Source organism: Niveibacterium microcysteis (assembly GCF_017161445.1).
GTDB classification, from domain to species: Bacteria; Pseudomonadota; Gammaproteobacteria; order Burkholderiales; family Rhodocyclaceae; genus Niveibacterium; species Niveibacterium microcysteis.
On sequence record NZ_CP071060.1, the window covers coordinates 837,422 to 862,879 of the forward strand.

Annotated in this window: 23 protein-coding genes; 8 read left to right on the forward strand and 15 right to left on the reverse strand. The window is 64.4% G+C overall.

Annotation, left to right across the window (positions count from 1 at the left end; genetic code table 11):
- The first annotated feature begins 63 nt into the window (after positions 1-63).
- Positions 64-648 (forward strand): hypothetical protein, encoded by a 585-nt coding sequence (locus JY500_RS03905; RefSeq protein WP_206255128.1) that lies wholly within the window; start codon positions 64-66, stop codon positions 646-648.
- 146 nt (positions 649-794) lie between these two features.
- Here the strand turns inward: JY500_RS03905 and JY500_RS03910 are convergent, their stop codons facing one another.
- The 10 genes from JY500_RS03910 to JY500_RS03955 all read right to left on the reverse strand — a co-directional run bounded on the left by JY500_RS03910 (position 795) and on the right by JY500_RS03955 (position 13,282).
- The gene (locus JY500_RS03910; protein WP_206255129.1) at positions 795-1,994 is read right to left on the reverse strand and encodes an NnrS family protein; all 1,200 of its coding nucleotides are present in this window, start codon (positions 1,992-1,994) and stop codon (positions 795-797) included.
- Positions 1,995-2,118: 124 nt separating this feature from the next.
- Complete coding sequence (locus tag JY500_RS03915; RefSeq protein WP_206255130.1) at positions 2,119-2,952, reverse strand: caspase family protein; 834 nt, start codon at positions 2,950-2,952, stop codon at positions 2,119-2,121.
- Between the two features lie 146 nt (positions 2,953-3,098).
- Positions 3,099-3,545 (reverse strand): phosphate-starvation-inducible protein PsiE, encoded by a 447-nt coding sequence (locus JY500_RS03920; protein ID WP_172204591.1) that lies wholly within the window; start codon positions 3,543-3,545, stop codon positions 3,099-3,101.
- Between the two features lie 130 nt (positions 3,546-3,675).
- On the reverse strand, positions 3,676-4,740 hold the full coding sequence (gene fba / locus JY500_RS03925; RefSeq protein ID WP_172204593.1) for a class II fructose-bisphosphate aldolase: 1,065 nt from the start codon (positions 4,738-4,740) through the stop codon (positions 3,676-3,678).
- A 241-nt stretch (positions 4,741-4,981) separates the two neighbouring features.
- Positions 4,982-6,058 carry a class II fructose-bisphosphate aldolase gene (gene fbaA / locus JY500_RS03930; protein WP_172204595.1) on the reverse strand — a complete coding sequence of 359 codons (1,077 nt, stop codon included), beginning with the start codon at positions 6,056-6,058 and terminating at the stop codon, positions 4,982-4,984.
- A gap of 39 nt (positions 6,059-6,097) precedes the next feature.
- A complete protein-coding gene (pyk, locus tag JY500_RS03935) occupies positions 6,098-7,534 on the reverse strand; it encodes a pyruvate kinase (protein WP_172204597.1) in 1,437 nt (478 codons plus the stop codon).
- Between the two features lie 171 nt (positions 7,535-7,705).
- Positions 7,706-8,890: a phosphoglycerate kinase gene (locus JY500_RS03940; protein ID WP_206256397.1), complete on the reverse strand. Its 1,185-nt coding sequence runs from the start codon at positions 8,888-8,890 to the stop codon at positions 7,706-7,708.
- Between the two features lie 223 nt (positions 8,891-9,113).
- The gene (gap, locus tag JY500_RS03945; protein WP_172204601.1) at positions 9,114-10,112 is read right to left on the reverse strand and encodes a type I glyceraldehyde-3-phosphate dehydrogenase; all 999 of its coding nucleotides are present in this window, start codon (positions 10,110-10,112) and stop codon (positions 9,114-9,116) included.
- A gap of 111 nt (positions 10,113-10,223) precedes the next feature.
- Positions 10,224-12,227 carry a transketolase gene (tkt, locus tag JY500_RS03950; RefSeq protein WP_206255131.1) on the reverse strand — a complete coding sequence of 668 codons (2,004 nt, stop codon included), beginning with the start codon at positions 12,225-12,227 and terminating at the stop codon, positions 10,224-10,226.
- A 179-nt stretch (positions 12,228-12,406) separates the two neighbouring features.
- Positions 12,407-13,282, reverse strand: a complete 876-nt coding sequence (locus tag JY500_RS03955) for a phosphoribulokinase (RefSeq protein WP_206255132.1) — start codon at positions 13,280-13,282, stop codon at positions 12,407-12,409.
- Between the two features lie 121 nt (positions 13,283-13,403).
- Here JY500_RS03955 and JY500_RS03960 point away from each other — a divergent pair, with 121 nt between their 5' ends.
- On the forward strand, positions 13,404-13,643 hold the full coding sequence (locus tag JY500_RS03960; protein ID WP_172204607.1) for a hypothetical protein: 240 nt from the start codon (positions 13,404-13,406) through the stop codon (positions 13,641-13,643).
- Positions 13,644-13,658: 15 nt separating this feature from the next.
- On the opposite strand, the gene JY500_RS03965 is transcribed toward JY500_RS03960, so the two are convergent.
- Positions 13,659-14,459 carry an inositol monophosphatase family protein gene (locus tag JY500_RS03965; RefSeq protein WP_206255133.1) on the reverse strand — a complete coding sequence of 267 codons (801 nt, stop codon included), beginning with the start codon at positions 14,457-14,459 and terminating at the stop codon, positions 13,659-13,661.
- Between the two features lie 2 nt (positions 14,460-14,461).
- Entirely contained in the window at positions 14,462-15,064 is a 603-nt protein-coding gene (locus tag JY500_RS03970) for a thioredoxin family protein (RefSeq protein ID WP_246479781.1), read from the reverse strand.
- Between JY500_RS03970 and JY500_RS03975 the strand changes: the two genes are divergently transcribed.
- The 5 genes from JY500_RS03975 to JY500_RS03995 all read left to right on the forward strand — a co-directional run bounded on the left by JY500_RS03975 (position 15,059) and on the right by JY500_RS03995 (position 20,463).
- Complete coding sequence (locus JY500_RS03975) at positions 15,059-15,781, forward strand: 16S rRNA (uracil(1498)-N(3))-methyltransferase (protein ID WP_206255134.1); 723 nt, start codon at positions 15,059-15,061, stop codon at positions 15,779-15,781. The two genes, JY500_RS03970 and JY500_RS03975, sit on opposite strands and share 6 nt — an antisense overlap.
- A gap of 109 nt (positions 15,782-15,890) precedes the next feature.
- On the forward strand, positions 15,891-17,213 hold the full coding sequence (gene argA, locus JY500_RS03980; RefSeq protein WP_206256398.1) for an amino-acid N-acetyltransferase: 1,323 nt from the start codon (positions 15,891-15,893) through the stop codon (positions 17,211-17,213).
- A 10-nt stretch (positions 17,214-17,223) separates the two neighbouring features.
- Positions 17,224-18,930 (forward strand): sensor domain-containing diguanylate cyclase, encoded by a 1,707-nt coding sequence (locus JY500_RS03985; protein ID WP_172204615.1) that lies wholly within the window; start codon positions 17,224-17,226, stop codon positions 18,928-18,930.
- Positions 18,931-19,009: 79 nt separating this feature from the next.
- The gene (locus tag JY500_RS03990; protein WP_172204617.1) at positions 19,010-19,282 is read left to right on the forward strand and encodes an oxidative damage protection protein; all 273 of its coding nucleotides are present in this window, start codon (positions 19,010-19,012) and stop codon (positions 19,280-19,282) included.
- Positions 19,283-19,440: 158 nt separating this feature from the next.
- Positions 19,441-20,463, forward strand: a complete 1,023-nt coding sequence (locus JY500_RS03995) for a phospholipase A (RefSeq protein ID WP_206255135.1) — start codon at positions 19,441-19,443, stop codon at positions 20,461-20,463.
- 771 nt (positions 20,464-21,234) lie between these two features.
- On the opposite strand, the gene JY500_RS04000 is transcribed toward JY500_RS03995, so the two are convergent.
- Entirely contained in the window at positions 21,235-22,023 is a 789-nt protein-coding gene (locus tag JY500_RS04000) for a sugar nucleotide-binding protein (RefSeq protein WP_206255136.1), read from the reverse strand.
- A 180-nt stretch (positions 22,024-22,203) separates the two neighbouring features.
- Here JY500_RS04000 and JY500_RS04005 point away from each other — a divergent pair, with 180 nt between their 5' ends.
- Entirely contained in the window at positions 22,204-22,677 is a 474-nt protein-coding gene (locus tag JY500_RS04005) for a bacteriohemerythrin (protein ID WP_172204621.1), read from the forward strand.
- Here JY500_RS04005 and JY500_RS04010 read toward each other — a convergent pair.
- Complete coding sequence (locus JY500_RS04010) at positions 22,649-23,611, reverse strand: sugar phosphate isomerase/epimerase family protein (protein WP_206255137.1); 963 nt, start codon at positions 23,609-23,611, stop codon at positions 22,649-22,651. The two genes, JY500_RS04005 and JY500_RS04010, sit on opposite strands and share 29 nt — an antisense overlap.
- Positions 23,608-25,422: a putative bifunctional diguanylate cyclase/phosphodiesterase gene (locus JY500_RS04015; RefSeq protein ID WP_206255138.1), complete on the reverse strand. Its 1,815-nt coding sequence runs from the start codon at positions 25,420-25,422 to the stop codon at positions 23,608-23,610. Before JY500_RS04015 ends, JY500_RS04010 begins: the two co-directional genes overlap by 4 nt.
- Between the last annotated feature and the right edge of the window lie 36 nt (positions 25,423-25,458).

The window sequence follows — 25,458 nt, forward strand, 5'->3', positions numbered from 1 at the left end:
ACGACCGGGTAGGCGGTGTCAGCGAAACGGCAACAAATCCGCGCACTGCGCAAGGAGACTCGAATGAACACGACGCTTCGCCTGTTGGCCGTGCTGCTCGCCGGCCTCCCTGCCGCCGCTGCGATGGCGGCCGACACGACGGCGGTGGACCGCAACGTCAAACAGCAAGAACGTATCGAACAAGGCCTGCAGAGTGGCTCGCTGAACACCCGCGAGGCTGCGCGCCTTGAGAAGCAGCAATCGAAGATCGAGCAGATGGAGGCGCATGCCTCGCGCGATGGTCAGGTCAGCAGCAAGGAAGCGGCACGCATCAAGCAGGCGCAGAACGCCGAGAGCGAGTTGATCCGTAGCGAAAAGCACGATGCGCAACGTGGCAATCCGAATTCGGTATCGAGCCAACGCATGCAGGCCGATGTCTCGCGGGACATCAATCAACAGACGCGGATCCGCAACGGCCTGGCCGACGGCAGCCTGACGACCCATGAAGCGGGCCGCATGGAGCGCCAACAGGCATCGGGCGATCGCAAGCTGGCGCGCGCTGGCAGCGATGGTTACGTTGGTGCAGGTGAGCAGCGCCGCGTGGTGAGTACGGATAACCGCCAGTCGCGTCACATCTGGCGCCAGCGCCACGACGCGCAACACAACTGAATCGGGGCCGTCGTTCCCGGGGCTGAGGGCTGCGCGGTCCTTGTCGGGTGCCGCGTGGTGCTCAGCCCAAAACGACACTCAGGTGCATCTCCAATCCCTTATGGGGGGTGAGGGTTTCGCTCCTCACCCGATCCCCCCAACCTTTTTCACCCCGGACGTCCGTCCACACGCGGGTTAATCAGGATTGGCGCATACCTGATCAGGTACAGCGCGAAAGCACCGCTCCAGCACAGCATTGCAAGGCCCAGCACCGCGCTCATTGCGCCGGGTAGCACCAGCGGCCCGATCACGCGAATCAAGGCGCCGCCGTGCAGCAGCGCATAGGCGGCCGTCTCGCTGCGGCCGGCGAGCAGCAGGCGGCCGGTGTGGCCGAGTGCGGTGCGCGTGATCATGCCGAGGATCAGCGCGCTCATCGCGCCAAAGCCGAAGGCATGCCATGCGGGCGATTGCGGAATCCAGCCGAGGGCCGCGACGGCGAGCAGTGTCAGGCCAACCGGCAGCCACAGGTGCCCGAGGTGCAGCACCCACAGCAGAGGCGTCTTGCGCGTGGCCCACGGGTTCCAGCCCCAAGTGCGTATCGCCTGCAAGGCCGCTGCGAGCAGCGCGACGATAGCGGTCAGCGCGGCGTTGGCGCCTCCCACCGACAGCGCCAACGCGCAGCCGGTAAAGCCGATCGCGCAGGCGTTGATCTGGTCGTTCTGGAATTGCCGCACCCCTTTCAACGCGTTCGCGGTGAAGCTCGGCACGATGCGCCCGGCGATGATCGTGACCAGCATCATCACCAGCGCAAGCGCTGCGTGCATTACGGTCAATGGATCTGCGGCGATCAGGCCATGCACGCTGGCGTGGAACAGCCCGTTTGCCACCGTGAGCGCGAGCAGCAGCGCGACGGTGAAATAATTCCGCTGGCTCTTTGCGCGCCACAAGACTCGACCAAGCGACACCGCGGCGAGCGGCAGGAAGGCCAGGTCCAGAACGGCGGCCAGTAGCGGCGGGGCCGCGTAGATGCCGATGCGGCCAAGCAGCCAGACCGCGGCGAGGGCTGCGAGCGGGGCGCCCTTCGCCGTCGGCAGGCTGGTCCAGTTCTGCGCTGCGGTTAAGAGAAAACCGACGATCACGGCAACCGCGAAACCGAAGACCATTTCGTGCGCATGCCAGAAAAGACCGGGCATCCACGGCGGCGCGGGCAGCAGGCCGTGAAACTGCGCCAGCCAGAGCGGTACCGCCAAGGTGGCGAATAGCGCCGCAAGCAGATAGAAGGGGCGGAAGCCCAGGGCGAACAAGGCAAAACCCTTGGGCGGTGTTTTGGGGCGGACGGTGGGTTCGTCCAGTCGGATCAAGGCCATTTTTGTGTGCTCTGTTTTGGGGGAGATGCGAGCTTGATCCGGCGCGGGTGCCGGCGCCTTGCCTGCCATCAAGCGACGGGGCGCGCCGAAGCGCGCCCCCGTTCGTTTGCCTGCCGAGCTGCGCTCAGGTGCCGAGTTGGCGCGTTTTGGTGGCGCGGTCGGAGTTGAGTTCCGGTACCTGGGTATAGCGATTGGCCTTGAGATCGTCACGCACTTGCTTGAGCAGCTCGCTGCGCTTGATCTGGCCCTTGGCCGTCTTGATCCGCGCAGTCAGGTAGTAGGTGAACGCCCCGGCATAGGCTTTGCCGATCTTGGCGTCCGCGCTCGTCTGGCTCGACTTGCAGGCGGCCCACAGGATTGCGTGATCGATCCCCGCGTCATCGAGCCGCTTGCGTAGCCCAGGTGCGCTGCGCCCGGTCATGTTGTCGATCGCGATCGGCGTAGGCGGCGGCAGCCAGCGCGGCTTGCGTGTCGGGATCAGGTCAAGCGCCTTGAGTCCGGTGCCGCTGTGGCAGGTGTCGAAGAAACATTCGACCAGCACGGTCTTCGGCACCTTGGCGAAGAGTGCGCGCAGCTCATCGTCGACGATCACGCGGTCACGGTCCCATTCGCCGTTCTTCTCAGCGAGGTCGTGCATGCAGAAGGCCTCGTCGGCGTTGTCGGCCTCGTCGTCATTGAGATCTGGCACCTGGGTGCCGTGCGACGAGATGCTGAAAACCAGGTGCGAGACCTTCCCGGCCACTGCCGCGTCGACCAGCTTGCCCAGCGCACCCATCACCTTGGCCTTGGTCGCTTGCGCATCCGTCAGCGTCTGGATGTTCTCGGCAGGAAATCCCAGGTACTTGACCAGCATGTCCTGCATGCTGGCGACGTCATTCACGCAGCCGTTGAGTTGCGCGCCGGGGTAGTTCTTGAATTGATTGATGCCGACACAGAGTGCACGTTTGGCGCCCGCCATGGGAAGCTCCTTGCTGGTTCGGGGATGCAGAGGGAAGGAATGCGCGCTGCGCATTCCATTCGTATAGCCCTGCAAGGGCCGCAGCGCAAGGCTTACCGCGTGACGGGGAGCGAACTACCGCATGCACGGGGGGCGTTGAGCGGGAGTCATTCCCTTACATAGGGTTTCTTGGCCGGGGTGTCGCGGTCTTCGTTGTACGGGAAGCGCACATGGCCATAGCGGATCACCAGCACGCCGATCGCAAGCAGCAGGATCGCGCCCGAGATGGCCAGCATGCGCCATTCGGTGAGCTCCTTGAGGTCGAGGATCAGGTAGCGGGCGAGGGCCACCATGCCGATGTAGAGCGGAAAGCGCACCGGCAGCTGCCCGCTCTTGAAGTACTGCGCGATCATCGTCAGCACTTCGAGGTAGAGGAACATCAACAGCAGATCGGTCAGTGTGACGCGGCTGTTGCGCCACATTGCGACGACTTCTTCACCCATCGCGATCGATGTCGCGACGCCGACCACCGCGAGGCCGAAGAACTCGACCCACTCGAGGCCGTACTTGAATGCCGCGCGGGCGCGGTGCAGCGGAGAACCTACTGGTGTCATGGTGAGCCGGGGGGAGGGGCCGCGCGGGGTGCGCGCCCCGACTATACCGCCCCCCGGCGGGGCGCGACACCCCGCGGTGCTGCGAGGCGCGAGCTTTGTTGCCAGCGCCCTCGCACCGTCGGCATCTGAATCAGGCGATCTTCTGCGCCAGCTCGCCGGACTTGTAGCGCGCAGCCATGCTGTCGAGCGACAACGCACGGATCTTTTGCGCCTGGCCGGCCGATCCGAACGCCTCGAAGCGCGCCTTGCAGATCGCCTTCATGGCGTTCTTGGCTTCCAGCAAGTACTTGCGCGGATCGAAGTTCTTGCCGTCCTTCGCGAGATGGCGACGGATCGCACCGGTCGAGGCCATGCGCAGATCGGTGTCGATGTTCACCTTGCGCACGCCGTGGCGGATGCCTTCGACGATCTCTTCGACCGGCACGCCATAGGTGCTGCCCATGTCGCCGCCGAATTCGTTGATGATCGCGAGCCAGTCCTGCGGCACCGATGACGAGCCGTGCATCACCAGATGGGTGTTGGGGATGCGGGCGTGGATTTCCTTGATGCGGTCGATGCGCAGCACGGCGCCAGTGGGCGGGCGGGTGAACTTGTAGGCCCCGTGCGAGGTGCCGATCGCGATCGCCAGCGCGTCGACGCCGGTTGCGCGGACGAACTCGGCGGCTTCGTTCGGATCGGTCAGCAACTGATCGTGTGACAGCGCACCTTCGGCGCCGTGGCCGTCTTCCGCTTCGCCGTGGCCGGTTTCGAGCGAGCCGAGGCAGCCGAGTTCGCCTTCGACCGACACGCCCACAGCGTGCGCGAGTTCAACTACCTTGCGCGTGGTCGCGACGTTGTAATCGAAGCTCGACGGCGTCTTGGCGTCTTCCAGCAGCGAGCCGTCCATCATCACGCTGGAGAAGCCCGAGCGGATCGCCTGGATGCACACCGCCGGGCTCGCGCCATGGTCCTGGTGCATCACGACCGGAATATCGGGGTGGGTTTCGAGCGCGGCGAGGATCAGGTGGCGCAGGTAGGCTTCACCCGCGTACTTACGCGCGCCTGCGGAGCCCTGCATGATCACCGGGCTGCCGGTTTCCTGCGCGGCCTCCATGATGGCCTGGACCTGTTCCAGGTTGTTGACGTTGAAGGCGGGCAGGCCGTAGTCGTGTTCCGCTGCGTGATCCAGCAGCTGGCGCATCGAGACGAGAGGCATCGGATTACTCCATTTCAGGGTGGGTGTGCCGCGAAACGGGGGGATGTCGCAGGCGAAATCAATGGGCCAGGCCGTGGGGCGCCCATCGCGAGGCCGGCATTCTCGCTGATTTGCGGCGCGAATTCGCGTCAGGATTTTCCATAACTCGGCCGCGGCAGCAATTCGTCACCCGCCGCACGGCCAAGAAAAAAGGCGCCGCCCTTTCGGGACGGCGCCTTTCGGCTGAGCCGGGTGCGGGTGCTTACAGCACGTCGACCGCGTTCAGTTCCTTGAAGGCCTGCTCGAGGCGGGCGATCATGGTTTCCTGGCCCTTGCGCAGCCACACGCGCGGGTCGTAGTACTTCTTGTTCGGGCTGTCCGGGCCTTCCGGGTTGCCCAGCTGGCCTTGCAGGTAGCCTTCCTTGGCCTTGTAGTACTTCAGGATGCCTTCCCAGCATGCCCACTGCGTGTCGGTGTCGATGTTCATCTTGATGACGCCGTAGGACACCGAGTCCGCGATTTCCTGTGCCGTGGAGCCCGAACCGCCGTGGAACACGAAGTTCAGGGTCTTGGCCGGTACGCCGAACTTCTCCGACACGTACTTCTGCGAGTTGTCGAGGATCGACGGGGTCAGCTTCACGTTACCCGGCTTGTACACGCCGTGCACGTTGCCGAACGAGGCCGCGATGGTGAAACGCGGGCTGATCTTGATCAGCTTCTCGTAGGCATAGGCCACGTCTTCCGGCTGGGTGTAGAGGGCCGACTGATCCATGTGGCTGTTGTCGACGCCGTCTTCTTCACCGCCCGTGCAGCCCAGTTCGAGCTCCAGCGTCATGCCCATCTTGGCCATGCGAGCGAGGTACTTCTCGCAGATCTCGATGTTCTCTTCCAGCGACTCTTCCGACAGGTCGAGCATGTGCGAGGAGAACAGCGGCTTGCCGGTTTCGGCGAAGTGCTTCTCACCGGCGTCGAGCAGGCCGTCGATCCACGGCAGCAGCTTCTTGGCTGCGTGGTCGGTGTGCACGATGACCGGCACGCCGTAGGCGGCAGCCACGGCGTGCACATGCTTGGCACCGGAGATCGCGCCGATGATCGCGGCTTGCTGACCTTCGAGCTTGAGGCCCTTGCCGGCGATGAACTGTGCGCCACCGTTCGAGAACTGAACGATGACCGGAGCCTTCACCTTGGCGGCGGCTTCCAGCACGGCGTTGATCGAGTCGGTGCCAACGCAGTTGACGGCGGGCAGCGCGAACTTGTTCGCCTTGGCGATTTCGAACACCTTCTGCACGTCGTCACCGGTGATGACACCCGGCTTCACGAAATCAAAAATCTTGGACATGGATTCTTCCAATCTCTGGGTTGGATGGGGAGATCCGGATCAGCTGTTTTCGCCGATACGGACGATCTTCAGGCTGTTCGTTCCGCCAGACTGGCCCACCGGGTCACCACAGGTGAAGACCACGATGTCGCCCGGCTGCACAACCTTGTTCTTCAGCAGGATCTTTTCGGCATCGCGGAGCAGGCGCTCGCGATCGACGTTGTCTTGCGGCGGCGTCAGGATCGGATAGACCTCGCGCATCAGCGCGCACTTGCGAACCGTTTCCTGATCCGGCGTCAGTGCGTAGACCGGCACGCCGCAGTTCAGACGGCTCATCCACAGCGCGGTCGAGCCGGACTGCGTCAGCGCGGCGATCGCCTTGGCGCCCATATGGTGCGCGGTGAACAGCGCGGCCATGGCGATCGACTGGTCGATACGGCTGAAGGTACGGTCGAGGAAGTGCTGGTCGAGCGTGATCGGGTTGAACTTCTCGGCTTCGGTCGCAACGCGCGCCATCACCTCGACGGTTTCAACCGGGAACTTGCCGGCGGCGGTCTCGGCCGACAGCATCACCGCGTCGGTACCATCGAGCACCGCGTTGGCAACGTCGGACACTTCTGCGCGGGTCGGAACCGGGCTGGAGATCATCGATTCCATCATCTGGGTCGCGGTGATCGTCAGCTTGTTCATTTCGCGGGCGATGCGGATCATGCGCTTTTGCAGCGCCGGCACCGCAGCTTCGCCAACTTCAACAGCCAGGTCGCCACGGGCAACCATGATGCCGTCGGAGGAGTTCAGGATCTCTTCCAGCGCCTTCAGTTCAACGGCTTCGGTACGCTCGATCTTGGCGATCGTCAGCGCATGGCCGCCGGCCGCGCGCATCAGCGTCTTGGCCATGTACATGTCGGCTGCGCTCTTCGGGAAGGACACGGCGAGGAAGTCGACGCCGATCTGTGCGGCGGTCTTGATGTCTTCCATGTCCTTGGCGGTCAGCGCCGGAGCGGTCAGGCCGCCACCCTTGCGGTTGATGCCCTTGTTGTTCGACAGCTCGCCGCCTTGAACGACCTTGGTGTGGATCTCGGTGCCCTTGACCTTTTCCACTTCCAGCGTGATCTTGCCGTCGTCCAGCAGCAGGATGGTGCCGGGCGAAACGTCGCGCGGCAGTTCCTTGTAGTCGAGGCCAACGCGATCCTGGTTACCCATTTCGCAGGTGGCGTCGAGGATGAACTTCGCGCCGTTAGCCAGCGTGATCTTGTTCTTCTCGAACTTGCCGACGCGGATCTTCGGGCCTTGCAGGTCACCGAGGATGCCGACGTTACGACCGACCTTGGCGGCCGCTGCGCGAACCATGTTGGCGCGAGCGATATGGTCTTCAGGCTTGCCGTGCGAGAAGTTCATGCGAACTACGTCGACGCCTGCAGCGATCATGCGCTCAAGCGTTTCCGGATCCGACGACGAAGGTCCGAGGGTGGCGACGATTTTGGTATGGCGTTGCATCCGAGCTCCTTTTTGGGGGGATGTCATGACGGTCATTCCGTCATCAGGGGGGAGAGGAACCGGGAGCGGGAAGCGCCGCAACGCACTTCCCGCGCACCGTTGATTCTAGTTTGCAGCGTTAAGGTCTGCCGCAAATGCGCACGGCGACGCAGGCCGCCGCGCTCATCTGCGTCAGGCCTCGGCGCGCTTCATCAGCGCGTCGACCGCCGGCAGGGTCTTGCCCTCGAGGAACTCGAGGAAGGCACCGCCGCCGGTCGAGATGTAGCTGACCTTGTCGGTGATGCCGAACTTGCCGATCGCAGCCACGGTGTCGCCACCGCCAGCGATCGAGAAACCTTCAGAGTCGGCGATCGCGTCGGCAATTGCCTTCGTACCGCCGGCGAACTGTTCGAACTCGAACACGCCAACCGGGCCGTTCCAGACGATCGTGCCCGCGGCCTTGAGCTGTTCAGCCAGCGCCGCAGCGGTGTTCGGGCCGATGTCGAGAATCATCTCGTCAGCACCGACATCGGCTGCCGCTTTGGTGGTTGCCGCCGCATCGGCCTTGAATTCGGTGGCGACGACGACATCGGTCGGGATCGGCACGCCGGCACCGCGCGCAGCCATCTTTTCGATGATGCGTTTGGCTTCCGGCACCAGATCGGCTTCCATCAGCGACTTGCCGACGGGCAGGCCCGAGGCCGCCATAAAGGTGTTGGCGATGCCGCCACCCACGATCAGCTGATCAACCTTGTCTGCGAGGCTGTCGAGAATCGTGAGCTTGGTCGAAACCTTCGAGCCCGCGACGATCGCGACCAGCGGGCGCTTCGGGTTGCCCAGTGCACGGCCGATCGCATCCAGTTCGGCGGCCATCAGCGGGCCCGCGCAGGCAACCGGAGCGGCCATTGCCAGGGCATGCGTGGTGGCTTCGGCGCGGTGTGCAGTACCGAAGGCATCATTGGCATAAACATCGCAGAGCTTCGCCATTTTGGCGGCCAGCTCTTCGTTGTTCTTCTTTTCGCCCTTGTTGACGCGGCAGTTCTCGAGAACGACCACTTCGCCCGGCTTCACGTCGAAACCGCCATCGACCCAGTTCTGAACCAGACGCACCGGCATGTTCAGCAACTCGGACAGACGTTGTGCGCAGGGGGCCAGGGAATCATCAGGCTTGAATTCGCCTTCGGTCGGACGACCGAGGTGCGAGGTCACCATGACACCGGCGCCTTTTTCCAGGGCCAGCTTGATGCCGGTCACCGAGGCGCGGATACGGGTGTCGTCAGTGATATTGCCGGCATCGTCCTGCGGGACGTTCATGTCGGCGCGGATGAATACACGCTTGCCCGCGAGGTCCAGATCGGACAGTTTCTTGAATTGCATGGCGATGTTCTCGATTTCAAGGGGTGAGAATCCGGGGCCGCGCACCGCTCTATGGCGTCGGCGCTTGCGCAACTGCCAGTGTGCCTGCGCGTGTGCCGTGGCACGTTGCGCAAACTCAAACCGGTAGAGGGGCGGTGACCGGAGATCGAGGCCAGAAAAAACACGGAGGTCCCAGCGGCCTATGGCGCCAGGAGCTCCGTGTCAGTTCATGCGCTCAGGCCAATCACTTGGAAACGACGCGAACCATCTCCAGAACCTTGTTGGAGTAGCCCCACTCGTTGTCGTACCAGGCGACGAGCTTGACGAAGGTGCCGTCCAGCGCGATGCCGGCTTCAGCATCGAACACCGAGGTGTTGGCTTCGCCACGGAAGTCGGTCGAAACGACCTTGTCGGTGGTGTAGCCGAGCACGCCCTTCATCGGGCCTTCCGACGCGGCCTTCACAGCAGCGCAGATTTCTTCGTACGTGGCCGACTTTTCGAGTTCCACGGTCAGGTCGACCACGGACACATCGGAGGTCGGAACGCGGAACGCCATGCCGGTCAGCTTGCCCTTGACTTCCGGGATCACCACGCCGACAGCCTTGGCAGCGCCGGTCGACGACGGGATGATGTTTTCCAGGATGCCGCGGCCACCGCGCCAGTCCTTGTTCGACGGGCCGTCAACGGTCTTCTGGGTGGCGGTAGCAGCGTGCACCGTCGTCATCAGGCCGCGCTTGATGCCGAAGTTGTCGTTGATGACCTTGGCGATCGGGGCCAGGCAGTTGGTGGTGCAGGAGGCGTTCGAGATGATGTCCTGGCCCGCGTAGGTCGTGTGGTTCACGCCGTACACGAACATCGGGGTGTCATCCTTCGACGGAGCCGATTGAACAACCTTCTTGGCGCCGGCGGCGATGTGCTTCTGGCAGGTTTCCTTGGTCAGGAACAGGCCGGTCGATTCGACGACCACGTCCGCACCGACTTCGTCCCACTTCAGTTCGGCCGGATCCTTGACAGCGGTCAGGCGGATCTTCTTGCCGTTGACGATCAGGGTGTTGCCTTCGACCGACACTTCACCTTTGAAGCGGCCGTGCACCGAGTCGTACTTCAGCATGTATGCGAGGTAGTCGGGCTCGAGCAGGTCGTTGATGCCAACGATTTCGATGTCAGAGAAGTTCTGAACGGCAGCGCGGAAAACCATACGGCCGATACGGCCAAAACCATTGATACCAACCTTGATCGTCATTGTTTTCTCCTGGTAAAGGGGGTAGTGCTATGTCCCTGAACGACTGCCGCGTTGCGCGCGACCGGCACCGGACCGGGGGAGTCCATGTGCGCCTAAGAAATCACATCGACTTTACAGCAGCGCTTCGACTGCCTTTTTGACGTAATCGGGGGTAAACCCAAAATGTTTGAACAATTCGCCAGCCGGAGCGGACTCTCCGAAGCTGTCCATGCCGATTACGGCACCGTTTGAGCCCACATAACGGTACCAATGGGCTGAAACACCGGCTTCGACAGCCACTTTCGGCAGGTTTGCAGGCAAAACCGCGGCTTTGTAGGCGGCGTCCTGCTTGTCGAACAGATTGGTGCTGGGCATCGACACGACACGTACCGGGATGCCGGCTTCGGCGAGTTGCTTCTGCGCCGTCAGTGCGAGCGCGACTTCCGAACCCGTGGCCATGATGACCGCCTTGGCGCCTTCGGCGTCGGACAGCACATAGCCGCCGCGGCGAATGTCCGCGATCTGCTGGGCGCTGCGCGCAACGAAGGGCAGGTTCTGGCGCGACAGCGCGAGCACCGTCGGGCCGTCGGCACGCTCCAGCGCGTTGATCCAGCCGGCCGCGGTTTCCACCGTGTCGCAGGGGCGCCAGACATCCAGGTTCGGGATGATGCGCAGGCTGGCGACATGCTCCACCGGCTGGTGCGTCGGGCCGTCTTCGCCGAGACCGATCGAATCGTGCGTGTAGACCATGATCTGGCGTTGCTTCATCAGCGCCGCCATGCGGATCGCGTTGCGCGCGTAGTCCGAGAACACCAGGAAGGTCGCGGTGTAGGGGATGAAGCCGCCGTGCAGTGCGAGGCCGTTGGCGATCGCGGTCATACCGAACTCGCGCACACCGTAGTTGATGTAGTTGCCGCCTGCGTCGCGGGTCACGCTCTTGGAGCCGGACCACAGCGTCAGGTTGGAACCGGCGAGGTCGGCGGAACCGCCCAGCAGTTCGGGCAGTGCCGGCGCCAGCGCCTCGATGGCGTTCTGGCTGGCCTTGCGGGTGGCGATGGTTTCGCCCTTCTCGACGATCTTCGCGAGCGCGGCGTCGCGCTTGGCCGACCAGTCGGCGGGCAGTTCGCCGGCCATGCGGCGCACGAACTCGGCGGCCAGTTCCGGGAAGGCAGCCTTGTACGCGGCGAAGCGGGTGTTCCACTCGGTCTCGCGGGCGGCACCGGCTTCCTTGGCGCTCCATTGTGCGTAGACGTCAGCAGGGATCTCGAATGCGGGGTGGTCCCAGCCGATCACCTTGCGCGTGGCTTCGATTTCCGCGGCACCGAGCGGCGCGCCGTGTGAATCGTGACTGTCGGCCTTGTTCGGCGAGCCCATGCCGATGATCGTCTTGCAGATGATCAGCGTCGGCTTGCTCGTCTCGGCCTTTGCCGACACGGTGGCGGCGTCGATTGCAGCAGCGTCGTGCCCGTCGATCGGGCCAATCACCTGCCAGCCGTAGGCTTCGAAGCGCTTCTTGGTGTCGTCGGTGAACCAGCCTTCGACATGGCCGTCGATCGAGATGCCGTTATCGTCGTAGTACGCGATAAGCTTGCCCAGGCCCAGCGTGCCGGCGAGCGAGCAGGCCTCGTGCGAGACGCCTTCCATCAGGCAGCCGTCGCCAAGGAAGGTGTAGGTGTAGTGATCCACCACCGCATGGCCGGGGCGGTTGAATTCAGCGGCGAGCAGTTTCTCTGCGAGTGCGAAACCCACTGCGTTCGTAACGCCCTGGCCGAGCGGGCCGGTGGTGGTCTCGACGCCCGGCGTGTAGCCGACTTCGGGGTGGCCCGGCGTCTTCGAATGGAACTGGCGGAAATTCTTCAGATCTTCGATCGAGACGTCGTAGCCGGTCAGGTGCAACAACGCGTAGATCAGCATCGAGCCGTGGCCATTGCTGAGGATGAAGCGATCGCGATCGGCCCACTTCGGATTGGCCGGGTTGTGGCGCAGGTGGCGGCGCCACACGACTTCGGCGATTTCGGCCATGCCCATCGGCATGCCGGGGTGGCCGGAGTTGGCCTTCTGAACGGCATCCATGGCAAGCGCGCGAATGGCGCCGGTCAGCGCGTTGAATGCGGGAAGCGGGCGATTGGTCGACATCTTGAACACTCTGGGTTGGTCCGGGATGGCCTGGCGCGACTTTCGGACGGACGCGTCTCAGACGGCCGATGCACCGTTGCGGTGCAGCAAAGACCGTAATTATGAGCGAAAACCGTTTATGGGCGTTAGCTGGTTTTCCTTATGGCCCTCTGCCGGGGCAGAAGGGCCCCTGCCCGTGCTCAGAGCAGTGCGCGCCGGCGTTCGATCAGGCGCAGCACGAGCGGCGTCATGATCAGCTGAATCGCTAGATCCATCTTGCCGCCCGGCACCACGATGGTATTCGGACGGCTCATCCACGATCCATCCAGCATGGCCAGCAGATAGGGGAAATCGGTGCTTTTCGGATCGCGAAAACGGATCACCACCATCGATTCATCGAGGGTCGGGACGTTGCGCGCGATAAAAGGATTTGAAGTATCGACCAGCGGCACGCGCTGGAAGTTGATGTGGGTGCGCGAGAACTGGGGGACGATGTAGTGCACATAGTCCGGCATCCGGCGCAGGATCGTGTCCTGCACGGCGTCGATCGAGTATCCGCGGACCTTGGTGTCGCGCAGCACCTTCTGCACCCACTCAAGGTTGATGATGGGCACCACCCCGATCAGCAGGTCGACATGGCGGACCAGATCGATCGTGTCCGTGACGATGCCGCCGTGCAGCCCTTCGTAGAGCAGGCAGTCGGTATCGGGCGGGATGTCCTCCCACGGCGTGAAGGTGCCGGGCCGTTGCTTCCACTGCGAAGCCTCGGTTTCGTCGTGCAGGTACCAGCGGCGTTGGCCGGTGCCGCTTTCCCCGTAGTTGCGGAAACAGGCCTCGAGCTCGGTGAAGAGATTGCCATCGGGGCCAAAGTGCGACAGGGGCGGGCCGCCCTTGCGCTCGGCCTTGGCGATGGCGCGCCGCATGCCTTCGCGGTCGTAGCGGTGGAATGCATCCCCCGCGACGAAGGCGGCTTCGACCATCTCGCGCCGGAAGATCCACTCGAAACTCTTCTGTACGGTCGTCGTGCCTGCGCCAGACGAGCCGGTAACGGCGATGATCGGATGCTTCGCGGACACGGCGCCTCCTCCGATGGTCAGGAACCCATGTTAGCGCAAGCCCGGTGCGGCCGGACAGGCCCTTCAGAGCGCGTGTGACCGACTACAATCGGCGGCTCAATCAGGGCCCCAGGAGACCCCCATGCGTTTGATCGTGATTCTGATCGTGCTGGCCATCGTGGGCTGGCTGGCGGCAAGCAACCTCAAGAATCAGGGGGCGGCCGTCAGCAATGCGGCGCGGCAGGCCGGCGTCGAAGTGTCGCAAAGCGCGACACCACGTGAACAGGTTGAAGCGGTGGGTAAGGCGGTTGAGAAGATCCAGGAACAGGAAGCTGAAAAGCGCCAGCAGATCCTGGATCAGGCAGAGGGCGGCACGAAGTAGTTCGCGTCGGGCGGTCTAGCCGCCGGCGCGCAGCAGCCAGCCGAGCCATTGCGCATGTAGCGCGGGGCTGGCTGCAACGACGACGGACTGCTTGCCGCTCGGGCTCGCGCGCAACGGACTGCCGTCCAGCGCGCTGGCGACGCCGCCTGATTCTTCGACCAGCAATCGGCCGGCGGCGTAGTCCCACAGCATCTGGCCGCCGTGCAGATACACATCCAGCCGGCCGGCCGCGATAAAACACCATTCCAGCGCGCTCGAACCAAAGTTGCGAAGCGAGAAGCACGGCGAGTTCACCGCGAGATGCGCGGCAAGCGCGGGTGGAACGCGTTTGAAATCAACCCCGCCGACTGCCGCGGAGAGGGTGTCGGGCGGTTGGCGAAGCGGCAGGCGTTGGCCGTTGAGCCAGGCGCCGGCGCCTCGCCCGGCGTAGAAGGCTTCATCGGCGATCGGGTTGTAGACCACCCCGAATTGGGTTTCGCCGTTGACCAGAAAACCGACCGACAGGCCGAAAACCGGGATGCCGTTGGCGAAATTGGTGGTGCCGTCGATCGGATCGATCACCCACAAGCCCTGCGCGCCCTGCGCCCAGCAGTCGCGTTGCTGCTCGGCGCTCATTTCCTCGCCCAGCACCGGCGCATCGACGACGTCCATCAGGCGCTCGGCAAGGGCTCGCTGCGTTGCGCCATCCGCCTCGGTCAGCGAACTGCCGTCGGATTTATGCTGGCGCCCGGCTTTCAGATAGAGCGGCATGGTGACTTCGCGCGCCACCTCACGGACTACGGATTCGAGCGCGCGTGCGCGAGCGAACATCGGCATGTTCAGGTGCTCCGCCACTTGATCGAACAGCCGATCGACGGAATCTGTTCGCGCGGCCCCTGGCTGGTCTCAGCGACCAGCCGCATGGCCTCGAACAGATCGCGCGGCGCATCGGCGGGCGCGGCGTCCTTGCGCGAAGCATCCAGCCGACCGCGGTACTGCAGGCCGAGGCTGGCGTTATAGCCAAAGAAGTCCGGCGTACAGACGGCGCCATAGGCGCGCGCTACGGATTGGTCTGCATCGAGCAGGTAAGGGAAAGGAAAGGCTTTCTCCTGTGCGATGCGGACCATTTCGTCCCAGCCGTCCTCGGGATAGTCCGACGGGTCGTTCGACATGATTGCAACGCACCCGATACCCAGTGCCGCAAGATCGCGCGCGTCACGGATGATGCGATCGAGCACCGCTTTCACATAGGGGCAGTGGTTGCAGATGAACATCACCAGCAGGCCGTTCGGCCCGCGGCAGGACGCAAGCGTGTGCCGCTGCCCGTCGGTGCCGGGCAGATCGAAGTCGGGCGCAGGGGTGCCAAAGGCACACAAGGGCGTTGCGGTGCTGACCACGGTGAGGTCCAAGGGGTGCGTAAAACTTATAATAGTACGATGCACGCTCGTTTCTTCTGCCCGGACCTGCCCGCTGCGGGGCATGAATTCACGCTTCCACCGGAAGTCGCCCACCATGCGGATCGGGTGCTGCGCCTGCGTGCGGGCACTCGTGTCACGCTCTTTGACGGCGCAGGGCACGAAGCCGAGGCGGTGTTGTTGCAACTGGGCCGCGACCCACTCGCGAGGATTGAATCGGTTGTCGCGCTGAATCGTGAGGCGCCGCTGACGGTAACGCTGGTACAGGCACTGGCGACGGGCGACAAGATGGACTGGATCGTGCAGAAGGCGGTGGAGCTTGGCTTCGCCACAGTGCAGCCAGTGGCGGCCGAGCGCAGCGTGCTGAAACTGGACGGCGCGCGCGCTGAGAAACGGGTGGAGCACTGGCGTCAGGTCGCGGTTTCGGCTTGCGAGCAGAGCGGGCGCAATCGCGTGATGCCGGTGGATGGGTTGTTGACACTGCCGCAATGGCTCGCGCAGCCGTTTGCGGGGGAGCGCTGGGTGCTGTCGCCGGAAGGTGGTGAGCGCTTGTCCGCGCTTCCCGCACCGACTACACCGGTTGCGCTGATGATTGGTCCGGAGGGCGGTTGGTCCGAGCGCGAACTGGCCGCTGCGCGCGCCGCGGGATGCAAGCCGCTGGCGCTTGGGCCGCGCATCCTGCGTACGGAAACGGCTGGCATCGCCGCAATGGCTGCGATGCTGGCGCTTTGGGGTGATTTCTAATCGGGCCGCTGGCCCATTGCACGAGGAAGGATCAATGCCGCACACGCAGTCGGATCAGCAAGCGGACCCGGACGCCCGGGTCATCAGCGACAAGGTATCGGCCGCCACCATGATGCGCGAGTCCGATGCGATCCGATTCGTTGAATGGGTGCGAGGTGCTGCGCCTTACGTGCACGCCTTCCGCGGCAAGACTTTCGTACTCGGCTTCGGCGGCGAGGTCGCCGAAGGCGACCTGCTCGAAAAGCTCTGCTACGACTGCAACCTGCTTGCCGCGATGGGCGTGCGCCTGGTGCTGGTGCACGGCACGCGGCCGCAGATCGAGGAAGAGCTCGCGCGCCGCAAGCTGCCCTCGCGCCTGCATGAAGGCGTGCGCGTGACGGATGCCGATGCGCTTGAATGCGTGAAGGCGGCGGTCGGCAGCACCCGCATCGAAGTCGAGGCTAGGCTCTCGCAGGGCCTGCCGAACACGCCGATGGCCGGCGCACACATGCGCGTGACCGGCGGCAACTTCATCACCGCCAAGCCGATCGGTGTGGTCGACGGCATCGACTACCAATACACCGGCGCGGTGCGCAAGGTCATCGCCGATGAAATCGCCGCCGACCTCGACCAGCAGAATGTCGTGCTGATCTCGCCGCTGGGGGTGTCGCCCTCCGGCGAGATCTTCAACCTCGCGATGGAAGAGGTGGCCGAACAGGTGGCGATTGCACTCAAGGCAGAGAAGCTGATCTACCTGTGCGATGCGCCGGGCCTGCTCGACGAGCAGGGGCGGCTGATCGAGACGATCACCGCCGATGAGGCCGAGCGCATGTTCCGCGACGGCCGGGGCTTGACCGAAGACCTGCACCTGTTCCTGCCGCGCGCGATCCGCTCGGTGCGCTCCGGCGTCAATCGTGCCCACTTGCTCGATCGCGACAAGGACGGTGGGCTGCTGCTGGAGTTCTTTACCCGGCAGGGTGTCGGTACCATGGTGTCGAAGGAGTCGCTCGCTCGATTCCGCGAGGCGACGATCGAAGATGTCGGCGCGCTGTTGTCGATCATCGCGCCACTGGAAGCCGACGGTACGCTGGTGCGGCGCTCGCGCGAGCTGATCGAAATGGAGATCACCCGCTTCTCGGTGGTCGAGCACGATGGCGTGATGGTCGGCTGCGCGGCGCTCTACCCGTTCTCGGAAGAGCGTGCCGCGGAGATGGCCTGCCTCGCCGTGACCCAGCAGTTCCGGCGCAGTGGGCTGGGTGAGCGGCTGATGCAGCATATCGAAGCGCGCGCTCGCAACGCGGGGCTTGAGCGCTTGTTCGTGCTGACGACGCGGACCGAGCACTGGTTCCGTGAGCGCGGTTTCCGCGAAGTCTCGCCGGATCAGCTGCCGCAGGAAAAGCGTGAGCTGTACAACTTCCAGCGCCGCTCCAAGGTGCTGATGAAGTTGCTCTAGGCGCCGCCGCATGACGCACCGCAGCCGCTTCGCGCGGGCCTTGATAGCTGCGGTGGCGTTTGCGGCGCTCTGGGGGGCGCTGACGTCGCTGCTGGCGGCGACGACGGTCACCGGCCCAGGCGCCTGGCCGCTCGGCTTGGTCGTGATCGTGTCGGGGCTGTTTGGTTCGCTCGGCGCGTTGATCGCGCTGTCGCTCGCACGGCGCTGGATGCAGCAGGTGTTCGACGACCTGCGCGATGCGGTGCGCGCAAGCGATCGTTCAGGTGGCGCGCTGGCGGGTGAAGCCGCTGGCTGGGCCGCCTTCGACGCGGTGGTGTCGGAGTTTGATCGCCTCGCGCGCCTGCGCGCCCTTCGTATTGGCGCACTGACGCGGCAGGAGGCGCGCTTTCGTGCGCTGGCCGATTCCACGCACAGCGTCGAAGCATGGTTCGACCGCACCGGCGCGCTGGTATGGATCAGCCGCTCGGTGGAGCGCGTCAGCGGCTATTCACGCGCGGAATGCCTGCTGGCACCGAGTCTGATCGAACTGATGGTGCCGCTGAAGGACCGCGCCCAGCTCACGTCGCTGGGTCGCAGCGCGCTCGCCGGTGAGGGCCGCAGCGACTTCGAGATCCGGATCCAACGAAAAGACGGCGGGCTGCGCTGGGTCGCCTGCCACTGGGTGGCGATGAAGAATGCGGCGGGGCGCATGCTTGGTGTGCGGCTATCCGTTGAAGACATCCAGGCGCGGAAGGATGTCGAAGCCCGCTTGCTTGACACCGTTGCTGAACTGCGTCGCGCGCAGGCGCTGACAGGCCACTATCTGCAGCGCACCGAAGACGAACGCCTGCGTCTTGTGTCACTGCTCGACACCTTGCGGGTCGGCATCCTCTTTGTTGATCGCGATCGACGCGTCTATTACTGCAACCACGCCTTGCGCGAGATGTGGGGGTTTTCGCCGGATGAAAACCTTACGGGCCTGCGCGACGAGGCGCTGATCGAGCGCAGCGCCGCGCTGCGCGCCGACGATACCGCCTACCGCTTGCACCTCGATGCGGTGTTGTCGCGGCAGGCGGCCTCGCCGCGGTACGAGATTCCGCTCAGCGATGGGCGGGTGCTCGAAGAAGTGTCCGCACTGGTGAGGTCGGAGGACGGCGCGCGACGCATCGGCCGGGTGTGGGTGTATGAAGACATCACCGAACGCAAACAGACGGCGCAGCGGCTGATCGAAATCGCCGAACACGATGCACTGACCGGCCTCTACAACCGTCGCCGCTTCCATGAGGAACTGGATCGAATGCTGGCGGTCGGACAGCGGCACGGTGAGCAGGTCGCGTTGCTGTCCTTCGATCTCGATGGCTTCAAGGCAGTCAACGACCGCTTCGGTCACCAGGCGGGCGATCGAGTGCTGATCGGTGTGGCCGATGGCGTGGCGGCCATCGTGCGGCGCAACGAGTTGCTGTTCCGCCTGGGAGGCGATGAATTCGCCGTGCTGGTACCTGAGGCGAAGCCGGCGGAGGTGATCACGCTTGCGCAGCGAGTCAACCGCAGCATTGCCTCGCAACGGTTTGCCTTTGACGACGGCGAGGCGTCGGTCGGCGTGAGCATTGGCATCGCGTTGTTCCCGGAACACGCGCGCGACGCCGAGGCGCTGATCGAAGCGGCGGATACGGCGTTGTACGCGGCCAAGGCTGCCGGCAAGGGCACCCAGGTGCTCTACCAGCCGCCGCAAACCTGATTCGAACCGGCGGGCGAGCTAGAATGGCGCGCTTGCCGCGGCGCATGCCGCGCACCCATTTGCAGAAAGGACGCTTACGATGACGCGCACGGTTCAGTGCATCAAGCTTGGCCGCGAGGCCGAAGGGCTTGACCGCCCGCCTTACCCCGGCGAGCTGGGGGTGAAGATCTACGAACAGGTGTCGAAAGAAGCCTGGGCGGGCTGGATCAAGCACCAGACCATGCTGATCAATGAAAACCGGCTCAACCTGATGGACGCGCGCGCGCGCAAGTACCTCGCCGAACAGATGGAGAAATACTTCTTCGGTGCGGGGGCTGACCAGGTTCAGGGCTACGTGCCGCCGTCGGCCTGAGCGACGCTCTGCGGACAAGAAAGGGGCTGCGGCCCCTTTTTTATTGGTGTCACGCATGTCGCCACGCCGCAACGGCAGGCGAACAAGCGCTTGAGCAGTGCCGGTGCATGACGAGAGAATCCGCCATCCACATCAAGAATCCACCCCACGGAGCACGTATGAAGACCCACGCCACCGGCCTCGGCCTTGTCGCAATGCTCGCGGCCACACCGGTGATGGCCGACATTCAGGACTGCATCGGCGTTGCCGGCGATGCCGAGCGGCTCGCCTGTTACGACCGTGAGTCTGGCCGCAATACCCGCCTCGCGCTGGCGCCGGCATCCGAGCGCCCGGTCGAGAGCGTCGCGCCCTCGCCGTTGTCGGAGCGCTGGGAGTTGGATCCCAAGCACAAGACGGGCACCTTCCAGTTCCGCTACCACACGCCGATCTATTTCCTCGCGGCGCACTATTCGACGGATGTTAACGACGACCCCTATTCGCCCTCGCGCGGCTACGTGACGAGCAATTCGCGCGAAGCCTCAGGCGGCAAGATCCCGTACGACTCGACCGAGGTGAAGTTCCAGATCGGCTTCAAGGTGAAGCTGTGGGAGAACATGATTGGTGACAACGGCGACTTGTGGATGGGCTATACCCAACAGTCTTACTGGCAGCTCTACAACAAGGATTTCTCGGCGCCGTTCCGCGAGACCAACTACGCGCCGGAGCTGATCAATACCTGGCGCACCAACCTGCAGATGGGTGGGGTGAAGCTCAGCATGATCAACCTCGGCCTGATCCACCAGTCGAACGGCCGTACTGAGCCGATCTCGCGCTCGTGGAACCGCATCTACGCGCAGGCCGGGCTGGAGGCGGGCAATTTTGCGGTGCTGATCCGCCCCTGGTACCGCCTGCAGGAAGATCCGGAAACCGACGACAACCCGCAGATCGAGAACTACATTGGTCGCGGCGACCTAAACATGATCTACAAGCTGAAGGAGCAAGAGTTCTCGCTGCTTGCGCGACACAGCCTGCGTGGTGGCGATGAGAGCCGCGGCAGTGTCCAGTTCGACTGGTCCTTCCCGATCTACGGCAACCTGAAGGGCCACGCCCAAGTCTTCACTGGTTACGGCGAATCGCTGATCGACTACAACCACCGGCAGACCACATTCGGCCTTGGCATCTCGCTGGCGCAGTGGATGTGACGCGGGCGGGTCAAGTGATTGGCCGCGGCGGACAAGGCCTGTTAGGCCACCGTCCGCCACACTTGGCCTGCCTCTGCATGGGATGAAGTTGATGCCCAAATTTGCCCCGCCCGGTCTCCGCGCGGGGCTTTTTCTTTGCGTCGTACGGTGGGCGCGATCCGTGTCCGCCAGGGACAAGACGCTGGCCCGCCGCGCCATGGTGAGCACGACGGCGCTGCGGGAGAATGAACTCGTCGTCACCGCAGTCTCCTCTGTGTGCTGACTGATCTCTCCTCTAGTGGTTTCTTCACCCCGCCGTGCCGAGCACCGCGGGGTTTTCTTTTGCCGCGGCCACCGGATGCGGAGCGCGCGTTCTTGGGGGCGTGCGAGGGTGGTGCGGCGGACGCGCGCCGGGCACGGGAGATGCCGCTCAGGCTCCGGCGGACAAGCCGATGGCTCCCCCGGGCATGGTTGGAATGACGCCATGGCGGGAGAATGAATCCGTCGTCAGCGCAGTCTCCTCTGTGTGCTGGCTGATCTCTCCTCTAGTGGTTTCTTTACCCCGCCATGCGCCGCATCGCGGGGTTTCTTCTTTTCGCGGCCGGCGCGATTGCCGCCGCGCTGCTGCGTGCTGCGAAGACAAACGCTTGGCCTTGTGGGCCGTGGGTGCCCGCGATGGCGGGCCGCACAATGAACTCGTCGTCAGCCCTCCTAGCGGAGGCGGCGACGGACTTTCATTGTGTGCGTAGCCCTTTGCCCCACCGTGCCTGTGTGCGGTGGGGTTTTCTTTCCTCAGCCGTGCAGCGCCGGCAGACGGGCCGCCAAGTCGGGTAGTCCAGGGCGTGGGTCGATCAGGCGCTGGTCGTAGACGTAGTCCTCGTTGCGCGAGATCTGCCAGTTGAAGTGATACTGGTCGGATAGCGCCTGAAGGATGTCGGCGAAGTTTGCGCCGCGATTCGAATCAAGCATGTACAGACCGGGTGGTGTGGCCAGCAGGCGAAGCAGCGCGGCTGCGGTGTCGTCAATGAACGAGCAGGCGGGTTGCCAGCGGGTTGAGGCGCCGACCTGGCCGTGTGCGGCCATCTCCCTGTGCGCGTGGGCGACCATGTTGTTGCCCTGGCCTGCCGGGTCGATCTGCCAGCCCAGGCGCGCCACGCGTGTGCCACTGGGGTAGCGCAGCAGCACGCCGTGTTCTGCGCAACGTTTCTCGAAACCGTAGCCTTCGCGCGCGTTGCTTGCGGATGCCAGGGTGAAGGGCCCGCTGACACTGTTGTCGAACACCAGCGCGGTGCTTGTGAACACGTACGGCAGCTTGCGCTGAGCGGCGGCGTCAGCGAGCGCGAGCGACCAGTCGACGGTGGTGCGCCAGCCTTCGTTGTCGCGTCCGGTCGGCGTCGCGGCCACGCCCAGATGAATGATGGCGTCCGGCGCAACGCTGTCGATGTAAGGGCCGTGGCTCGCCAGATCAAGCGGATCTGCGGCGCTGCGGTCCCAGCCGATCGCGATGTGGCCGCTGGTCTGCGCTGCGTGCGCGACGGCCTGGCCGACGGTGCCTTTGCTTCCGGTGATCAGAATCTTCATCGTGGTGAGCGCGCCGGAGAAGGCGCTGTAAATGGGGGAAAACCTCAAGGGTACCCGCATCGCGCCGCTTGATGCGGCTCAACTCGGTGCAGCGCTCAAGCGCTAAGGTTCTCGCCCTGTGCGGCCCGGGCAGTGATTTGTGCGGGCCATGTCCTTTCGGGGGAAGGGGGAGTAGCAGTCATGACGGAACTGTTTCATTGGTCCGACGATTTTTCCGTCGGCATTGAGGAGATCGACGCGCAACACAAGGAGCTGGTCGACCTGCTCAACCAGTTGCACGAAGCGATTCACGAACACCACGGCCGCGACACGTCGCGCGCGATTCTCGACAAGCTCGCGGACTACACCCGCACCCACTTCGCGGTGGAAGAGAGCCTGATGCGGGTGAGCAACTATCCGGAGTTCGCCCAGCACAAACAGAACCACGAGGATCTGATCGCGCAGGTGCACGCCTTGCAGGAAAAGCTCGACAGCGGTCAGGCCGCCATCACCTTCGAGTTGCTGCACTTCCTCAAGGTGTGGCTCACGCGGCACATCAACGAAGCCGACAAGCGTTTCGGCGCCTTCTTCATTACGGCGGGGGTGTCGCCGCAGTGGTCGCCGGAGGTGAAGCGCTCGATGGAGGCTAAGAAGTGGTGGTGGAAGTTCTGGTAGCCGAACGCCGCTCGCGCAGCGACAGCGCGCGCATCCAGCGAGCGGTCGCTGCGATGGCTTCGGTGGCGGGCGCGTAACCTTCGTGTTCGATGGATAACGCGCCGCAATAGTCGATTGCGTGCAGGGTATCGAGGATGCCCTGCCACGCCGCTGCGTCGTGTCCCTCGCCGGGTGGCGCGAAGTACCAAGCACGTTCGTCCATGCGGGCGTGCGGCGTGCAGTCGAGCAGGCCCGCATCATCCATGACGTCGGGCCGGAAGCAGACATCCTTCAGGTGCACATGGAACACCGCATCGCCCAGCCGCTGGATCGCGCGTGCCGGGTCGATACCCTGCCACCAGAGGTGGCTCGGATCCACATTGGCGCCGAGCGCCGGGCCGCAGGCTTCGCGCAGGCGGCGCAGCGTGGCGGGGGAATGCACCGCAAACCCGCCATGAAGTTCCAGCGCAATCTTCACGCCGAGCGCGCGGGCGCGTTCGGTGAGCGGTTGCCAGTAGGGGATCAGCGATTCACGCCACTGATGCTCGAACTGGTCGGCGTATTCCTGCGGCCAGCCGATCACGGGCCAGTTGAGCACGCCGCCGGTTCCCGGCTGGCCTGAGAAGCCGACCACCACCGGGATCTCCATTTCGCTCGCGGCTTCGAGTGCAGCGCGGAAGTCGCCGTCGTGCGCGGCGGCGATCGTGGCGTCCGGGTGCAGTGGATTGCCGTGGCAGGACAGCGCCATCAGCTCCACGCCGTGCGACTGGCAGGTGTTGCGCAGCCGCGCACATGCCGCGTTGTCGCCGGCCAGCAGGCGGGCATCCGCATGGCGGGTGCCCGGGTAGCCGCCGACACCGAGTTCCAGGCCGTAGATTTCGTGCGCGACGAGGTAGTCGAGCGCTTCGTCCAAGGTGTTGTGCGGCAGGCAGGATGCGAACGCGGCGAGTTTCATGCGCTGAATTCCGGTGCCAGCAGTGCCGCAAAGTCAGCCGCTGCGCGTGCCGGGCTGAACAGATAGCCTTGCACCGCCGGGCAGCCGGCATCGCGCAGGAAATCAAGCTGCGCCTGCGTTTCGACCCCTTCGGCGGTGACTTCGAAACCGAAGGTCTGCGCCAGGTGCAGGATCGAACGCGTGATCGCGATGTCGCCCGGGTGCACCGGCAGGCCCTGCACGAAGCTGCGGTCGATCTTCAGGCGGTGGATCGGCAACTGCTTGAGGTAAGCCAGACTGGAGTAGCCGGTACCGAAGTCGTCCACCGCGAGCGCAACGCCGAGCGCAGCGATTCGGGCGAGCGTGGAGATGTTGCCGTCGGCGTCGGCCATCAGCACGCCCTCGGTCAGTTCGAGTTCCAGCGCGTTGCCGGGCACGCCGGTTTCGCGCAGCCGGCTGCTGAGGCGCTCAACGAAGCGCGGGCTGCCGAAATGGGTGCCAGAGATGTTGATCGCCAGCCGCAGGTTCAGATGCCCTTCCGCACGCCAGGCGGCGAGCTGGCGCAAGCCGGTGTCGAGCACCCATTCGCCGACCTGTTCGATCAAGCCTGTCTGCTCGGCGATCGGGATGAAGCGCGCGGGCGAAATCGGACTGCCTTGGGCGTCACGCAGGCGAAGCAGCGCTTCGGCACCGACGATGCGGCCGGTGCGTGCGTCGTTGACCGGCTGGTAGTGCAGCTCGAAGGCGTTTTCCTTCAGCGCATCGCGGATCCGCAGTTCGATGCGGCGGCGCGCGGTGGTTTCGCTGGCCAGCGCTTCCTCGAACCAGCAAACGCGGTTGCGCCCCTTCTTCTTCGCTTCATACATCGCGATATCGGCGTGCTTGATCAGCGTTTGCCGGTCGCGACCGTGTTCCGGGTGCACCGCGATGCCGATACTGCTCGACACCACGTACTTGGTGCCGCCGATCTCGTACGGCGTACCGATCGCACCTTCGAGCCGGGTGGCAAGGTGATCCAGCGCTTCCGGGCTGTCGGATCCGAGCGGTGAGAGCAGCAGGAATTCGTCGCCACCCAGGCGCACCAGCAGGTCGTTGCGGTCGATTTCGCCTTTCAGGCGCGAGGCGAGCTGGCGCAGCAGTTCGTCGCCGACGGAGTGGCCGTCGGTGTCGTTGATCAGCTTGAAGTTGTCGAGATCCAGGAACAAGGCCGCAAAGCGTGGGTGGCGGGCGGCGAAGGGCTCGAACTGCTCTTCGAGGTGACGGCGGTTGAACAGCCCGGTCAGCGGATCGTGGCGGGCGAGGAATTCCACTTCGCGCTGGTAGCGCTTGCGCAGCGTGATGTCGCGCGCGATGCCGGCGGTGCCGACGACTTCGCCATCCGCCCCGAACACCGGCACCTTGATTGTCTCGGCCCAGCCGATTTCGCCGTCCGGGCGATGGATCTCTTCCTCGGTGCGTTCGACCTGGCGCGAAGTCATCACCATGCGATCGTGGGCCTGGTAGTGCGCTGCCATGTCGGGGGGCGAAAGGTCATAGTCGGACTTGCCGATCAGTGATTCCGGCGTCAGGTTGAAGACCTCGCCGAACTTGCGATTCACCAGCATGAAGCGGCAGTCGGTGTCCTTCAGCCATGCGAGGTCGTCGATGCTGTCCATCAGCGCCTGCTGGTGTGCCTGCAGCAGGCGCAGCTGCGCGACCGCCGCAAGCGCTGCGGTGCGGGCGGACTCCGAGGCCTCGCGTTCGCGCTTCATCGCATGATCGGCACGCCGCGCCCCGATCCAGAATGCGGCGGGCATACCCAGAACGAATGCAGCCAGGACCCAGCTAGACACGGCTCGACCTCGTCGGGCTGGGCTGAAGGGCTGACG

Excerpts from the sequence above, each read along its gene's own strand:
- JY500_RS04005 (WP_172204621.1), top strand. The coding sequence starts at position 22,204 with ATGACGGAACTGTTTCATTGGTCCGACGATTTTTCCGTCGGCATTGAG.
- fbaA (WP_172204595.1), bottom strand. The coding sequence starts at position 6,058 with ATGTCCAAGATTTTTGATTTCGTGAAGCCGGGTGTCATCACCGGTGAC.
- JY500_RS03905 (WP_206255128.1), top strand. The coding sequence starts at position 64 with ATGAACACGACGCTTCGCCTGTTGGCCGTGCTGCTCGCCGGCCTCCCT.
- JY500_RS03960 (WP_172204607.1), top strand. The coding sequence starts at position 13,404 with ATGCGTTTGATCGTGATTCTGATCGTGCTGGCCATCGTGGGCTGGCTG.
- JY500_RS03920 (WP_172204591.1), bottom strand. The coding sequence starts at position 3,545 with ATGACACCAGTAGGTTCTCCGCTGCACCGCGCCCGCGCGGCATTCAAG.
- JY500_RS03995 (WP_206255135.1), top strand. The coding sequence starts at position 19,441 with ATGAAGACCCACGCCACCGGCCTCGGCCTTGTCGCAATGCTCGCGGCC.
- JY500_RS03940 (WP_206256397.1), bottom strand. The coding sequence starts at position 8,890 with ATGCAATTCAAGAAACTGTCCGATCTGGACCTCGCGGGCAAGCGTGTA.
- JY500_RS03985 (WP_172204615.1), top strand. The coding sequence starts at position 17,224 with ATGACGCACCGCAGCCGCTTCGCGCGGGCCTTGATAGCTGCGGTGGCG.
- JY500_RS04010 (WP_206255137.1), bottom strand. The coding sequence starts at position 23,611 with ATGAAACTCGCCGCGTTCGCATCCTGCCTGCCGCACAACACCTTGGAC.
- fba (WP_172204593.1), bottom strand. The coding sequence starts at position 4,740 with ATGCCTCTCGTCTCGATGCGCCAGCTGCTGGATCACGCAGCGGAACAC.
- JY500_RS03975 (WP_206255134.1), top strand. The coding sequence starts at position 15,059 with ATGCACGCTCGTTTCTTCTGCCCGGACCTGCCCGCTGCGGGGCATGAA.
- JY500_RS04000 (WP_206255136.1), bottom strand. The coding sequence starts at position 22,023 with ATGAAGATTCTGATCACCGGAAGCAAAGGCACCGTCGGCCAGGCCGTC.
- tkt (WP_206255131.1), bottom strand. The coding sequence starts at position 12,227 with ATGTCGACCAATCGCCCGCTTCCCGCATTCAACGCGCTGACCGGCGCC.
- JY500_RS03915 (WP_206255130.1), bottom strand. The coding sequence starts at position 2,952 with ATGGCGGGCGCCAAACGTGCACTCTGTGTCGGCATCAATCAATTCAAG.
- gap (WP_172204601.1), bottom strand. The coding sequence starts at position 10,112 with ATGACGATCAAGGTTGGTATCAATGGTTTTGGCCGTATCGGCCGTATG.
- pyk (WP_172204597.1), bottom strand. The coding sequence starts at position 7,534 with ATGCAACGCCATACCAAAATCGTCGCCACCCTCGGACCTTCGTCGTCG.
- JY500_RS03965 (WP_206255133.1), bottom strand. The coding sequence starts at position 14,459 with ATGCCGATGTTCGCTCGCGCACGCGCGCTCGAATCCGTAGTCCGTGAG.
- JY500_RS03990 (WP_172204617.1), top strand. The coding sequence starts at position 19,010 with ATGACGCGCACGGTTCAGTGCATCAAGCTTGGCCGCGAGGCCGAAGGG.
- JY500_RS03910 (WP_206255129.1), bottom strand. The coding sequence starts at position 1,994 with ATGGCCTTGATCCGACTGGACGAACCCACCGTCCGCCCCAAAACACCG.
- argA (WP_206256398.1), top strand. The coding sequence starts at position 15,891 with ATGATGCGCGAGTCCGATGCGATCCGATTCGTTGAATGGGTGCGAGGT.